The 14152-nt window shown below is 61.1% G+C and carries 16 protein-coding genes; 14 read left to right on the forward strand and 2 right to left on the reverse strand.

Annotated elements, in window-relative coordinates; translation table 11 throughout:
- Positions 1-10 precede the first annotated feature (10 nt).
- The 12 genes from ACLM45_RS04755 (at position 11) to ACLM45_RS04810 (ending at position 10310) form a co-directional block, all read left to right on the forward strand.
- Positions 11-1159 carry a serine hydrolase gene (locus ACLM45_RS04755; protein WP_415410868.1) on the forward strand — a complete coding sequence of 383 codons (1149 nt, stop codon included), beginning with the start codon at positions 11-13 and terminating at the stop codon, positions 1157-1159.
- Complete coding sequence (locus ACLM45_RS04760) at positions 1156-2577, forward strand: DUF3370 domain-containing protein (protein WP_415410870.1); 1422 nt, start codon at positions 1156-1158, stop codon at positions 2575-2577. Before ACLM45_RS04755 ends, ACLM45_RS04760 begins: the two co-directional genes overlap by 4 nt.
- The gene (gene bchI, locus ACLM45_RS04765; protein WP_415410872.1) at positions 2574-3662 is read left to right on the forward strand and encodes a magnesium chelatase ATPase subunit I; all 1089 of its coding nucleotides are present in this window, start codon (positions 2574-2576) and stop codon (positions 3660-3662) included. Before ACLM45_RS04760 ends, bchI begins: the two co-directional genes overlap by 4 nt.
- An 18-nt stretch (positions 3663-3680) precedes the next feature.
- Positions 3681-4145, forward strand: coding sequence for a crossover junction endodeoxyribonuclease RuvC (gene ruvC / locus ACLM45_RS04770; RefSeq protein ID WP_006041776.1), 465 nt, complete (start codon positions 3681-3683; stop codon positions 4143-4145).
- 14 nt (positions 4146-4159) lie between these two features.
- Entirely contained in the window at positions 4160-4747 is a 588-nt protein-coding gene (locus ACLM45_RS04775) for a 5-formyltetrahydrofolate cyclo-ligase (RefSeq protein ID WP_415410874.1), read from the forward strand.
- A 17-nt stretch (positions 4748-4764) separates the two neighbouring features.
- Entirely contained in the window at positions 4765-4953 is a 189-nt protein-coding gene (locus tag ACLM45_RS04780; RefSeq protein WP_415410876.1) for a hypothetical protein, read from the forward strand.
- A gap of 61 nt (positions 4954-5014) precedes the next feature.
- Complete coding sequence (locus ACLM45_RS04785) at positions 5015-5482, forward strand: hypothetical protein (protein ID WP_415410878.1); 468 nt, start codon at positions 5015-5017, stop codon at positions 5480-5482.
- A gap of 7 nt (positions 5483-5489) precedes the next feature.
- Positions 5490-5951, forward strand: coding sequence for a SufE family protein (locus tag ACLM45_RS04790; RefSeq protein WP_415410880.1), 462 nt, complete (start codon positions 5490-5492; stop codon positions 5949-5951).
- 35 nt (positions 5952-5986) lie between these two features.
- Positions 5987-7303, forward strand: coding sequence for a homoserine dehydrogenase (locus ACLM45_RS04795; RefSeq protein WP_415410882.1), 1317 nt, complete (start codon positions 5987-5989; stop codon positions 7301-7303).
- Positions 7304-7393: 90 nt separating this feature from the next.
- A complete protein-coding gene (locus ACLM45_RS04800; protein ID WP_415410884.1) occupies positions 7394-7636 on the forward strand; it encodes a hypothetical protein in 243 nt (80 codons plus the stop codon).
- 41 nt (positions 7637-7677) lie between these two features.
- Positions 7678-9291: an ABC transporter substrate-binding protein gene (locus ACLM45_RS04805; RefSeq protein WP_415410885.1), complete on the forward strand. Its 1614-nt coding sequence runs from the start codon at positions 7678-7680 to the stop codon at positions 9289-9291.
- On the forward strand, positions 9291-10310 hold the full coding sequence (locus ACLM45_RS04810) for an ABC transporter permease (RefSeq protein WP_006041784.1): 1020 nt from the start codon (positions 9291-9293) through the stop codon (positions 10308-10310). The genes ACLM45_RS04805 and ACLM45_RS04810 overlap by 1 nt, the downstream gene beginning before the upstream one ends.
- Positions 10311-10325: 15 nt before the next feature.
- Here ACLM45_RS04810 and ACLM45_RS04815 read toward each other — a convergent pair whose 3' ends face one another.
- Positions 10326-11960 (reverse strand): alpha/beta hydrolase, encoded by a 1635-nt coding sequence (locus ACLM45_RS04815; protein WP_415411353.1) that lies wholly within the window; start codon positions 11958-11960, stop codon positions 10326-10328.
- 62 nt (positions 11961-12022) lie between these two features.
- On the opposite strand from ACLM45_RS04815, the gene ACLM45_RS04820 reads away from it, so the two are divergent.
- On the forward strand, positions 12023-13216 hold the full coding sequence (locus ACLM45_RS04820; RefSeq protein WP_415411354.1) for an MFS transporter: 1194 nt from the start codon (positions 12023-12025) through the stop codon (positions 13214-13216).
- A complete protein-coding gene (locus tag ACLM45_RS04825; protein ID WP_415410886.1) occupies positions 13182-13859 on the forward strand; it encodes a Coq4 family protein in 678 nt (225 codons plus the stop codon). The genes ACLM45_RS04820 and ACLM45_RS04825 overlap by 35 nt, the downstream gene beginning before the upstream one ends.
- Here the strand turns inward: ACLM45_RS04825 and ACLM45_RS04830 are convergent.
- A complete protein-coding gene (locus tag ACLM45_RS04830; protein ID WP_006041788.1) occupies positions 13856-14125 on the reverse strand; it encodes a SemiSWEET family sugar transporter in 270 nt (89 codons plus the stop codon). The genes ACLM45_RS04825 and ACLM45_RS04830 overlap by 4 nt on opposite strands.
- Between the last annotated feature and the right edge of the window lie 27 nt (positions 14126-14152).

A 14152-nucleotide genomic window follows, 5' to 3' on the forward strand; every position in this document is an offset into this window, starting at 1 on the left:
AAACAGCCCCTTGTCCTCCAGTCGATCCAGTCGCCAGTCCTCAGGCTGGGGTCGCCCGATGCGGTTGCTCCTGAGACTCATCCTGATGGGTGTAGGGCTCGGCGTGATCACTGGATCCCTACTCAAACTGGCGGGCCCGGCTTTCCAGAGAGAGAGCCTCACCCTGCCTCCATGGCTGATGTTGCCAGGAACAACTCGCGCGACTGAAGCGGAGGCCGCGAAGCCCACAACAAAGCCCAAGCCCACGAGACGTGATCTATCGCTTGGACTTTTCCAAACGAAGAACGAACTCACCGCGCTGAGTGATCGCTGGAATCAGCTGGCTGCTAGCGAGCCTGATCTCACAGTCAGTGCCTTCATGCTTGTGCTGGACGACGGACGTTATGCGCAACTCGCACCCGACACCGCTCTTCCCGCTGCCAGCTCGATCAAGACACCGATTCTGCTGGTCACCCTTGAGGAGATTGACGACGACAAGCTCAGCTGGAATGAACCGCTCACACTCACCAAAGAAGTGGTGGGCGGCGGTGCGGGATGGATGGCCTCCAAGCCCCTGGGCTCACGCTTCCCCACCCATGAAGTCGCCACCGAAATGATCCGGGTGAGCGACAACTCAGCCACCAACCTGCTGATTGATCGCCTTGGCGGAAAAGACGCGCTCAACGCCCGTTTCATCGCCCTTGGCATGAGTGCGACTGTGGTCAACAACTGGTTGCCAGACCTCGAAGGAACGAACACCACGAGCGCAAGGGACCTCGCCCGTTCCATCGCCCTTGTCGACACCGGCAAAGCCCTGTCGATTCGCAGCCGGGATCTGTTCCGAGAGGTGATGGGCACTTCAGTGACCAACACGTTGCTCCCCAGAGGGCTGTTAAGAGGGCTTGGCGGTCAGCAGGGTGAACCTGACGACAGCCTGATGATCAAGGGCTACAGGGTGCTTAACAAAACTGGAGATATCGGGATTGCCTACGCCGACGCGGGGCTGATTGAACTTCCAGATGGCAGCAGAGCCGTTGCCGCTTTCTTGGTGAAAGGCCCTTTCAATGATCCCCGTTCAACGGAACTGATCCGCAAGCTGGCTGCCGCGATGGCGCCGGTTCTCAAACCCAAACCCGCCGTGGCCCGCAAAACACCCGACGCCGCCAGCATCAACCCATGAACTGTTCTCGCTCCTGGCACCCTCTGACGGCCTTCGCCCTGCTGGTGACTCCTTGGATCTTCTCACCCTCCATGGCCCGGGGAGACCATCTCCCGATGGAGGTGGCCAAGGCTCCACAGGCGGTAATTCGCAGTCAGCAGGTGCGCGTCCTTCCGGGACAGCTGGATGAGGTGCTGGTCGTGAACGACAACAACCCTGAGCTGATCACCGGTGAAGGCATCCTGGTGTCCACGTTCCGCCAACCACCTGGCCTCAATCTGGCTCTGAGCGGTCGCTTCGACCTCTTCAGCCATCACGTGTTTGCAGGCAAAGAAGACGAATCAAAATCCACCCTTTGGCTTGCGGTGCTGGCGCAACCGACCGGAGATGCGGCGGTGACCATGAAGCTGCTGGGAGGCAGCACCTCCCTGTCTCAGGCCACCCGAAAGGGGCAAACAGCAGCCCCCTTCCTGCCCCTGCCCGCGCTGATGAGCGAGTCCGGCACCCCCATCGCCGCAGGTCCCGGAAGCCGTGTTGCCGGAGACATCCTGCGGGACGAGAGCGCACCGGAACTGCCAGACAGCTGGCGGATCGCCCCGGGATCCGCCAGTGCCCTTGTGGTCTTACCCATTCCGGTCGAAGGTCTCGATCCCCTCCTGAACGGGCGCAATCTGCAGATGCGTCTGCACAGTTCAGGGCCTGTGCATCTGGCCACGGTGGCCGCCTACGGCGAAGGCGACAGGGCACCATCGCTCAGTCGTTTGCAGAGCCTGCTGGCATCAGGCCAGCAGAGCCCGAAAGAACACACCCCCACACCGCGCGGCAGCCAAGGAAAGATCATTTATTCCAGGGTGAGCGGTGTTCAAATCGGCTCAACCTGGACAGCCACTCTGACCGACCCAGGCTCCCGTGATTTGGCCCTGACCGATCAGGCGGTGTCCTGGCCGATCAGCAGCCTCGAACGCGGAGACCTGCAGACGGGCCAGGTACAGACAGCCGAACTCAAAGTGTTCGAGAAGGGCACCGCCTGGGCCGCCCACGGCAACTACGGCGTGGAATATGACCTCTCCCTTCCCCTCAGAAACCCCGGCCTCACACATCGCACAGTGGCGCTTGCCTTGGAATCACCTGATAAGAACGGAAGCAACGCAAACCGACTGCGATTCAGCGGTGGAGACAGCAGCCCAGTGATGTTCCGCGGACCGATTGAAGTCCGAGGCCTGGATGATGAACAGGGGCAGGCTCAAGGCCGAAGGCGATTTCACCTGGTGTTGCGCCGCGGCCAGCAGGGGCCACAACTCGGTCGGGTGACCCTGGCGCCGGGCGAGCGTCGCCAGGTGCGAATCCGGCTGATCTACCCGGCGGATGCGACCCCACCACAGGTTTTGTCAATCCTGCCTGTGAAACAATCCACAACAGCATCAAACCGTCGTCCGTGAGTTCACCGCGCAAGCGCAGAGTCTTCCCTTTCACCGCCGTGATCGGCCAGGAGGAGATGAAGCTTGCCCTGCTTCTGAATGTGATTGATCCCCGCATTGGCGGCGTGATGATCATGGGTGACCGAGGCACGGGAAAATCCACCACGATCCGTGCGCTGGCCGATCTTTTGCCCGGAATAGAGGTGGTCGCCGGCGATCCTTACAACAGCTCTCCCAGCGATCCCGACCTTCAGAGCAGCGATGTACGCCAGCGCCTTGACCATGGCGAAACTCTGGCCACCGAAGAGCGTCAGGTCCCCATGGTGGATCTCCCTCTCGGTGCCACCGAAGACAGGCTCTGCGGCACGATCGACATTGAAAAAGCCCTCAGCGAGGGAGTGCGCGCCTTTGAACCTGGCCTGCTGGCCAAAGCCAACCGAGGGCTTCTGTATGTGGATGAGGTGAATCTCCTCGATGATCACCTGGTGGACGTACTTCTCGATTCAGCAGCCTCGGGCTGGAACACGGTGGAACGGGAAGGGGTTTCGGTGCGTCACCCGGCACGCTTTGTTCTGATCGGATCCGGCAACCCCGAGGAAGGCGAACTGCGACCCCAGCTGCTCGACCGTTTCGGCATGAGCGTGGAGGTTCGCACCGTTCGCGATCCTGAGCTGCGTGTTCAGGTAGTGGACCAACGGACAGCCTTCGATACGGACCCTGACGGCTTTTCCAGCGCCATGGAAGAGGGACAGCAAGCCCTGCAGCAGCGGGTCGTTGAGGCGCAACAGCGTCTGGATCAGGTTGAGATCGACGATGACCTGCGTCTGCGCATCTCTGGCGTGTGCGGAGAGCTGGATGTGGACGGATTGCGAGGAGACATCGTCACCAACCGAGCCGCTCGAGCCCTCGCAGCCTTTGAGGGTCGTACGGAAGTCACCGAGGATGATGTGGCACGCGTGGCCTCCTGCTGTCTGCGTCACCGTCTGCGCAAAGACCCGCTCGAGCAGATCGATTCCGGCGATCGGGTGGTGAAGGTGTTCTGCAAGGTGTTCGAACGCAACGACAGCGGCGATCGAACCGAGTTCGAGTTGGCTCTGGCAGCCTGAACACCGCCCTCCTTCCTAGTGCGCATTCTCGGCATCGACCCCGGCCTCGCTCGGGTGGGCTACGGCGTGATCGAGACCGCGGGAGGGGAGCAGACCATGCTCGATTGCGGCATCATCCAAACCGATTCAGGGCGTCCTGAGGGTGAACGAATGGTCGAGATTGCCCGGGATCTGCGCCAGCTCATCCGAGCCTGGAATCCGGAGCTTGCGGCCGTCGAGAAATTCTTTTTCTACCGATCCAGCAACACGATCGCCGTCGTGCAGGCGCGTGGAGTGGTGATCATGACCCTCGCCCGATTCGGACTGCCGATCGTGGAATTTCCGCCGATGCAGATCAAACAAGCCCTCACAGGCCATGGGCATGCGGACAAAGATGAAGTACTCGAAGCCGTGATGCGCGAGCTGTCTCTCGACAAGCCACCGAGACCGGATGATGCGGCTGACGCCCTTGCCGTGGCTCTGACGGGTTGGTTTCAACGCTGACAGGTTTAATCCCGATGAACAACCGCAAGCGGGAGCTGCGCCGCGTGTATCGGCAGCGGCGGCTACAAGCTCTGGTTGATCACCGGAATCTTCAAGCCGTGATCGCCCAACAGGTTCTCGACGAGATCCGCGAGCGGCATTCCCAAAGCCCGTTCCAGGGACATCTCGGTCTGTACTGGCCCCTCCCGGGGGAAGTGAACCTCACGGTGCTTCGGCCCCGTCTTGAGGAGGAACTGACGTTGAAGCTGGCCCTGCCGGCTGCCGATGGCCAGGGTCATCTCAACTATCACCTCTGGGGCCCTCAACCCTTAATCCCTGACGGCTGCGGTATTCCTGCCCCTCTCAACCACCACCCACTCACGGCTGATCAGCTGGATCTGCTGCTGGTTCCAGCCCTGGCCGTTGACCGAGACGGCATTCGCCTTGGCTACGGCGGGGGCTACTACGACCGCCTCAGGGCCCAGCCACTCTGGTGCGAGGTGCCGGCCATGGTGGTGCTTCCAGGAGCCTGCATCAGCCGAGACGCTTTGCCCCGGGATCCCTGGGATCGCCCCTTCGATGGATGGGCGAGTGAACAGGGCGTTTGTAGGGTCGGAGGTTGAGATCCCAAGGCAAGCTGGTGAATCCAAACACTCCCATCAGCCCGGCGCGGCGCCTGCAGGATTCATCAGACCCGCAACATCTGACACTGGCCCAGAGGGTGATTGCCCGTGAACTCAGCGAGCGAGGCACCGATCAGCATCAGGCGGTGGGGTTGATGCTGGATTCCATGGGGCACATGTTCCGCGCTGTTGCGCACCAATCCTGAGCCCCCCTCTGGCCTCAGGCCCGTATCAGCCGCAGGATGGGGTCCTGAGTCCTGGAAGCCCATGCCCCTGTGGCCACGCCTTTTTGCACTCTCCGCCGTCTCCGTGATCTCCGGAGTGATCCACCAGCCATCAGCTGATGCCCACGGCGTGGAAAGCAGCTTGCGCTACCTCGATGGACAGCTCGAGTTAACGAGCAGTTTCTCGACGGGAGAGCCCGTGGAAGGGGCTGTTGTGAGATTGCTTCAGGCTGACGGCAGCGCTGGCGAAGAACTGGGCACGATCGACGCCGACGGACGCCTACAGCTTCAACTCTCGGCGCTGGAGGATGGATTGGTGGACCTTCAGGTGGACGGGGGACCCGGTCACCGCGATTACCTCACCCTTCCGCTTCAACAGGGCGTCGTAAATCTCGACGAAGTGGTTGAGACCCCAAAGCCTCTTCCCTGGATCGCCTGGCTGTCCGCACCGGCTTTGCTTGGCTTGGTACGCACGATGGCTAAGGTTCGAGGCCACGATCGCGATCACTGACTCGGCCATGGCAGACCAAGGCAACGCGTCGACCCGCTATGGCAGCGCAGCCTTAGATCAGCTCACCGAACGCCTTAGCGGCACGCCAGATCCACGCAAACGTTATGAATACGTGCTTTGGTTGGCCAAAAAACTTCCGGCCATGCCTGCCGAGCTTCAGACGGAGGAACGCAAGGTGAAGGGATGCGTCTCTCAGGTGTTCATCGCCTCCGACCTGATTGACGGACGCCTGCGCTGGCAGGGTGATTCGGATGCCCTGATCACCAAGGGACTTCTGGCGCTTCTGATCAAGGGGTTGACGGACCTGACCCCAGCAGAGGTAGTGGCGGTGGACCCAGACGTTATCGCCGCCACCGGACTGCAGGCAAGCCTGACCCCCTCACGCGCCAACGGTTTTCTCAACATCCTGCGCACGATGCAGGCCCAGGCCGAAGCCCTAGCGACCGGGTCAGGGTCGACCGCTGCCTAAAGTTTGAGGTTCATTGCAATCAATGGACCCGCCCCATGGCGACAAGGATCGGCATCGGCCTGCTTGGCCTCGGAACCGTCGGCGCCGGTGTGGCCTCTATTCTCTCGAGTCCTGAAGGTCGTCACCCACTCATTGCCGAGCTGGACCTCGTGCGGGTCGCCGTACGCGACCTCAATCGTTCCCGCCCAGTCGCCATCCCCCAAGAGAGGCTGACCACCAATCCTGAATCCGTGGTGGACGACCCCGAGGTTCAGGTGGTGGTGGAGGTGATGGGCGGCATTGAGCCTGCCCGCACCCTGATCATGCGCGCGATCGCTGCGGGCAAGTCGGTAGTGACTGCGAATAAAGCCGTGATCGCCCGCCATGGCGAGGAGATCGCATCCGCCGCCGCTGCAGCAGGGGTGTATGTGCTGATCGAAGCCGCTGTTGGCGGTGGCATTCCGATCATCGAACCGCTGAAGCAGTCCCTGGGCAGCAACAGGATCAACCGGGTGAGCGGGATCATTAACGGCACAACCAACTACATCCTCAGCCGCATGGCTGATGAGGGGGCTGACTACTACGCCGTTCTTAAGGACGCACAGGATCTCGGTTACGCCGAAGCCGATCCCGCCGCAGACGTCGAGGGTCACGACGCCGCAGACAAGATCGCCATTCTCTCCGGCCTGGCCTTTGGCGGACCGATCAATCGCGACGCCATTCCAACCAGTGGGATCAGCAATCTGCAGAGCAAGGATGTGGACTACGCCACGCAGCTCGGATACGGCGTCAAACTGCTGGCCATCGCTGAGCGGATTGAAAGCACCAGCGACGCTTTACCGGCTCTGCCCCTGGCCGTACGCGTGCAACCCACCCTGGTCCCGAAAGACCACCCCCTAGCCGGGGTTCATGGGGTCAACAACGCCATTCTCGTCGAGGGAGACCCGGTGGGCCGGGTGATGTTCTATGGGCCCGGTGCCGGTTCAGGGCCCACCGCCTCGGCGGTGGTGGCCGACATCCTCAATATCGCTGGAATCCGCCAACTTAACGCCGCCGCTGGCGGCCTCGACCCACTGCTGGCGGCAAGCAGCTGGCGCGCGTGCCGCCTCGTTCAGGGAGGTGAGATCCGCCAGCGTAATTATGTGCGTTTCAACACGGATGACGCGCCCGGGGTGATCGGCCGAATCGGCAGTTGCTTTGGAGACCAGGGGGTCTCCATCCAGTCGATCGTGCAGTTTGATGCCTGCGACGAAGGCGCTGAGATCGTTGTGATCACGCACGAAGTGAGTGATGGGGCCATGCAGAAAGCCCTGCGTGCGATCACGTCTCTTCCGGAGGTTCGCCTCCTGGCCTCACACTTGGGCTGCCTCTGACCCCTGGCGGACACCCCCAGCCATGGGGCAGAGTCGTAAGAACCATCACAGAGCAGGTCTGCATTCGCAGATCTGTGCTGAATACCGTTCATGCCGAACGAAACCTCCGTCCTGATCGGGCAACGCTGCATGCAGCTCGAATCACCATCCGTCATGAGCCTGCATCAAGGCGACTGCATCCGGCTTCGCAGCAACATCGGGTTGTTCCAAGTGATTGGAATCGATGGTGATCACGATCGTTGCTGGGTGCGTCAGTGGCCTTTGGAACCCAAAGGATCGCCCGTATTCGAAGTGCCTCTCCATCAGATTCACAGCGAAGCACGTGCCGATTAAGGCCTCAGGGCTTTTGAATAGCCACGTCTGAACCCCCAGGCGTGAGCGAATCCAGCACGACAGGCCGCGGCCAATCAGCGTTTCCTTGGCTCAGGGGTTCCCTGAGCCTGATCGGGACCCTGGCTCTTTGTGTTGGCCAGATGGCCTGTCAGCCCAGCCGCACCAGCGACCGCCTCATCGTGGCCAGCGCAGGACGCATTAGTTCCCTCGATCCGGCCCGCGCCAATACCTTCGGGGCCCTGCAGCTCCTGAGTGCCATCGGGGACACGCTCTACAAGCGTTCAGCTAACGGGGAACTGCAACCGTCCCTGGCCTCAGCCCTGCCTGAGATCAGCGAAGACGGACGCACCGTCACAATTCCGTTGCGAGACGACGTTCTTTTCCATGACGGCACACGCTTCGATGCTGAAGCGATGGCCTTCAGTCTGCGCCGGTTTCTGCGCATCGGACGTCTGAATTACATCGTGGGCGGTCGCATCACCGCCGTGGAGACCCCGAAGCCGTTTCTGCTGCGACTACGGCTCAGCCGACCGTCCACCTCTTTGGTGAATCTGCTTACAGCCACGAATCTCACGCCGGTCTCACCCACCGCCTACAGCGATTATGAGAATCGTGCTCTCAACGACCGCTTTGTCGGCACTGGTCCTTACCGACTGGCCAATTTCAGAGCCGTTCAGCAGCGACTGGAGCCCTTCGAGGAGTACTGGGGAGAGCCACCACGCAATGCAGGGCTGGACCTGATCTACCTGAGCAATTCAACGGCTCTCTTTGGCGCCATGCGCAGCGGCGAAGTTGATGTGCTGCTCTCTGATGCCATCGACGAAGATCAGCGCCTGGCCCTCAATCGCATGGCCGAGAACGATCAGCTGCGGGAGGCCCAAGGTCCGGCCCTCGTGATCGGCTACGTCACCTTGCTGAGCAATACCCCACCGTTCCAAGACCCACGGGTGCGCAGGGCCATGGCCCTTAGCCTCAACCGGGAACTGATTAGCCTGAGGGTCAGCCACGGGCTGCGCCCCCCGCTTCGCTCCCTCGTTCCGCCGGCCTTGCCGGGGGCTGATGGTGTTTCCTGGCCCAGCTTCAACATCGCGAAGGCGCGAACCCTGCTGCTGGACGCGGGATATTGCAATGGGCGGGTGCTCACTGTGCCCTTCACTTATCGGTCGAATGTGCCAGCCGATCGCCTGATGGCCCTGACCTGGCAAACGCAGCTGCAGCGCGACCTCCCCGACTGCCTGGCCCTGAACCTGAATGGCATGGAATCGACCACCGTGTACCGCCAGCTCGGAGATGGAACATTTCCTGCCGTAATGCTCGATTGGCGGGGGCCCTATCCGGATCCAGAGGCTTACCTAGCTCCGCTGTTGAGCTGCAAGGTCTCCAAGGGGTTCATCTGTGAACGCGGTGAAGCGGCCATCAGTGGAAGTTTCTGGACCGCTCCAGGCCTTGATCAAGCCTTGAAGCGATCCGATCGCAGCCGCGGACGCAAGCGTCTGGATGATCTCGAAGCCATCGAAGCTGTCGCTGCCCAAGGAGCTGCCTACATCCCCGTCTGGCTGGTCACAGCCCGAGCCTGGAGCCAGACCACACTCGCCACGCCGGAATTCGACGGCAACGGACAGGTCAGGTTGGCCCAACTCAAGGAGGTGCGTTGATGAGTCGCGGACGCGAACTGCTGCGCTACGTCAGCACGCGCCTTGCCCTGGCGCCGGTCATGCTTTGGTTGATTTCCTCCTTGGTGTTCCTGCTTCTGAGGGTCGCTCCTGGCGATCCGGTGGATGCCGTTCTGGGAAGCCGCGCACCTGAGGCCGTCAAGGCTGAGCTACGCGCCCAGCTCGGCCTTGATCAGTCCCTGGGCAAGCAGTACTTCGATTTTCTCTGGGGTCTTGTGCATGGCGATCTGGGCATGGCGTTGATCGATGAAAAGCCTGTGACCGAGATCATCAGCAGGGCCCTTCCCGCCAGTCTCGAGCTGAGTGTCACCGCTCTGGTGGTGGCTGCAGTGGTCGGACTCTCCGTGGGATTTACAGCCATCGCCCGATCCGAAGGACGCCTGGATCTTGCCGGACGTTTTTATGGAATCGGCACCTACGCACTGCCGCCATTCTGGGTGGCCATGCTGGCCCAGCTTCTCTTCGCGGTGATGCTCGGCTGGTTACCCGTAGGGGGTCGTTTTCCCCCTGGAATGCTCCCTCCAGAGGGAAGCGGCTTTCTGATTGCCGACAGCTTGTTCAGCGGAAATTGGCAAGCCCTTCAGGGCAGCCTGCGACACCTTGTACTCCCAGCCTGCACATTGGGGCTGCTACTGAGTGGAGTGTTTACGAATGCGCTTCGCCTGAATCTCAATCGAACCCTTCGCTCCGATTACGTAGAAGCCGCACGCAGTCGCGGGCTGAATGAAACGCAAGTGGTGCTCAGGCATGCACTACCCAATGCGCTGCTCCCAGTTTTGACCATCGCCGGCATCACCGTGGCTTCATTGATCGGCGGTGCGCTGCTGATTGAAGTGACATTTTCGTGGCCCGGCATCGCCCTGCGTTTGCAGGAGAGCATCAACCAACGTGACTACCCCGTTGTGCAGGGAATCGTGGTGGTGGTGGCCTCTCTAGTCGTCCTGGTGAGTGTGGCGGTGGATCTGCTGGTGGCACTTCTCGATCCAAGGGTGCGCTACTAGCCAACCGATGCAGCGTCAATCGAGCAAACGCGTGGCTGCCCCCTGATTCAACCGATAAAGATGCAGGGAACCCACCTGGACATGTTCGGCGTCTCTCTCTCCTGGCTTCACCATGCGACCGGTTTCCAACCTGTCGAGAAAGCGCAGGATTTCCTGTTCCAGCAAAGCCTGAACCTGAAGCGGCTGCACACCGACGAGCTCCTCCCCAAGCTGGAACAGATCTTGCCCCTGACTGCCGCTCTGACCCTCCACACGCACCGGGGAAAAATGACTGGCTCCTTCCACCAGCACAACGCGCGTCCCAGGGTTGGGCGGCAAGGCCCGCAAAAGACCCAACTGTTCGCTGATGGGAGGTGTGATCAGGTCCAAGGAACCACCGCTGAGCAATACGGGCACATCGCTGGCAACGGCCACGTTCTTTGGCCAGAGCAGGCTGCCGAAACTGTTGAGACCCACGACACCCGCCAGCGAGGGAGGGGGGACAACAGGCGGCAGAGACACATCCTGGATCTGGCATTGCAGAAGGCGGGAGAGATTGCTGAGTGGCAGATCATCCAGCGCCCTTTGGCAGCGAAGGCCCAGGCCAGGCTCAGGCTGCGCTCCACTTGCCAGTAGAGCCGTCAGAGCACCAAGGGAATGCCCCAAAAGCACCAGTTGATCGCCCGAGAGTGGTAGCTCTCCCCTCTCGAAAGCCGAGAGCACTTCCTGAAGATCTTGCAGACGTTCCGGAAGCACTTCGGCGCCTGGTGGAGGACGCCGCCCCTCCAAGAGGGCCTGTACAGCGACGGCATCACTTCCCGGGTGCTCCAACACGACCACTGGCCAGCCGTTGCGGCTGAGAGCACGCCCTAACCAGCCGAAGTGATCAGGGCTTCCGCCCAACCCCGGCATCAGCACCAGCCAGGACCTGCGTACCAATTCGACCGAAGTGTCAGGCAACCACAACTGCAGTTGAAGAGCATGCTCGCGATGGGGCACTGGCAGAGCCCAACGCTCGAACCGCGCATCGGCGATCGCTGACGATTGAGTGGCTTGTACCAAGCGTCGCTGAGACACAGGCTCGCGGCCAAGACGCTCCACCAAAGAAAGTTGACGCTCGAGTTGCAGGCGCCAACTGGCCGCTACATCCAGCAGCGCATCGAGATCAAGACGAACCTTCTGGGCCGGGAGAGCCTCTAGTAACTCAAGCGTGGTCACCTCCGGGCGCTCCTCAAGAAGCCGCTCAAGGGTGGCCTGAACCGTCACACCTGTCGTTTCGTTATCCACCTGCACCAGATCACCCACCTGATCCAACAGCTGGCGACCTGCCCAGCTGTTGAGGATCTGGCGCGTCATGCTGCTGTCATTGATCAGGGGTGCTTGAAGCAGATCGATCACACCTGACCTGCTTTGCTCTTCCAGCAGGTTGAACCAGACGCCCAGCTCAGAAGAACGCGTCCCTCCACTGCGAACCCAGACACTCAAATCGTCGATGGAAATCGGCAACGCCATCCCGTCAAGACGAACCTCCAGCTCACTGGCTGCATGTCCTGGTCGCGGAGGGGCAGCCCAGAGCAGCAGACTGCTCATGAATCCCGCAGCAATCAGTCGTCCTGTTAAGCGTCCTCCCAAGGCCAAGGCCAATTCTCTGGTGGAGCCAGTTTCCCGCATCTCTGCAGGAAGTGGCGTCAATCCGGTTGCTGGCTTCTCTCGGCGCAGGAGGGGTCATCTACATGACACCGATCGTGTTCCATCAAGCCAGCTTCTCCGCCAGTCAGGTCGGCCAGGGACTGGCAGCTTCGGCACTGATCGGCACGGCGGCACGGCTGATGAGTGGAGTACTTCTCGATCGAGGCCTGTCCTGTTCCTGGCCAGTCCGTATTGCAGCTGTTCTGGCTCTTCTTGCTGATCTCGTGCTGTTCCAGGCCCAAGGTTTCAGCGGATACCTGGCCGGTCAGTTGTTGATTGGAGTAGCGGCAGGTTTCTATTTCCCAGCGATTGAACTGGCTGTTCCCCTGAGTTGTACGGGATTTAACTCCAGTCGCGGGTATGCCCTCGCCCGCAGTGCCGACGCCCTCGGCGTCGCCATCGGAGCCCTGATCGGTGCGGCGTTGACCGCTTTGGGGCTGATCCGTGTGGTGTATCTGGTGGAGGCAGCGGCCGTGATCCTGATGCTGGTAGTGCTCAGCCTGCGCCCCCTTCCGGATGGCCGCGCCGCCCTGCTGCATTCCACCGTTGAAGACTCAACCAACACGGATCCGGCTTCTGAAGGCTGGCATTGGCTACCCCCTCTGGTACCGGTGCTGGCGGTGAGCATTGTGGCCACTGGCATCATCGCGCTCATGCAGAGCGCGCTCCCCCTGGATCTGGTGCGCGGCGGCCTGGCCAGAGCACCTCTGAGTGAAGCCTGGAGCGGCACACTGATCGCCCTACAGCTGGCACTTCTCGTGACGCTGCAATGGCCTGTCGGCAACTGGGTCTCACGCCACAGTCTCCGATTCGGGCTTGGAATTGGGCTCGGGGGCTTTGTGTTGGGATGCGTTTTGTTAGCCGCTTCCGCTCTTTGGAGTGGAGGAATCGCACTCATTGCGCTGGCCATGCTGCCGATTGCCTTTGGAGAAGCCGCCTTCCTTCCCACAGCCGCCGAAGCGATGGTGGAGGAAACACCCCTTCAGCATCGAGGCCTGGCCATGGCACTGTTCTCCCAGTGTTTTGCCATCAGCGCCACTGGAGCTCCTCTGATGGCAGGGTTTCTGCTTGATCAGCAAGGCCATGGCCTGCTGCTCTGGGTCTTAATGGGCTCGCTTTGTTTGCTGATGGTGCCGCTGCTGAAAACGGTGAGGCCCCGCTATACCCCAGGTTTAACCGCCATTCCCCTGGAACAACCCAACAATGTCTCGAGCCCGAGAACTGCTCCGCTCCGTTAAGAATCTGTCGATCATCCGTGAGATGGCCGCCACCGACGGCGGCCTCCAGAGCGTGGGGGATTTGGTCGACAACTTCATCGACAGCGAGGCGATGGCCATCTGTGTGGAACGTTTCAAGGCCTTGCCAGGAGGTGCCGACATGGTCGAGCAGCGCTATCCCCCCTTCCAGCCAGACCTTTCTGCGCTGGAGGCTCTCCCAAAAGGAAGTCTAGGCCAGGCCTATGCGGGCATGATCCGCAACCTCAACTACGACCCCGACTTTTTCCGACCTAGAGACACCAGCAGTGAAGCGCTTTGGCTGACCCAGCGGATCGCCACCACCCACGATCTCCATCACGTGATCGGCGGGTTCAACACCCAGGCTGCTGGCGAATCGGGTGTGCTGGCCATCACGGCAACGCAGATCGGCTTTCCTGTCTACGTGCTCATCAATACCTTGGCGTCCTTCCGCGCCTTCCGCTTCGCCCCGGCAGAGCTGGCCGGCGTCAGCCGGGGTATTGCCTTCGGCAACCGCATCGGACTTGAAGCGAAGCCCCTGGTGCTGCAGCGCTGGGAAGAGGCCTGGGACAAGCCCCTGCGTCAGTGGAGGCAGGAACTCGGTGTTCACAGTGCGGAAAGCGAGGCGTTCGGTTCGGTGTACTAACGCTCGCCGCGCAGGAAGCGGTGGCGGATCTTCTTCTGCAGCACGAAGGCCGCAGGAATGAACGTGAGGCCATTGGCCACGATCAAAGGACCATTCCCTGTGAGGCATCCGAACACCCCCCAGATCGCCACACCACTGGTGAACAGGCCATACATCGAAAGCGAAATGGATCGCGTGTCATCCAGACGCAGTGTCTTGATCGCCTGAGGGAAGAAGCTGATGGTGGTTAGGGCTGCAGCTGTATAACCGATCGCATCCACATCCATGGCATGAGGGATCGGCGAGATCCATAA

Origin of the sequence: Synechococcus sp. A10-1-5-9, from assembly GCF_047716785.1 — a bacterium.
In the GTDB taxonomy this organism is placed as follows: domain Bacteria; phylum Cyanobacteriota; class Cyanobacteriia; order PCC-6307; family Cyanobiaceae; genus Synechococcus_C.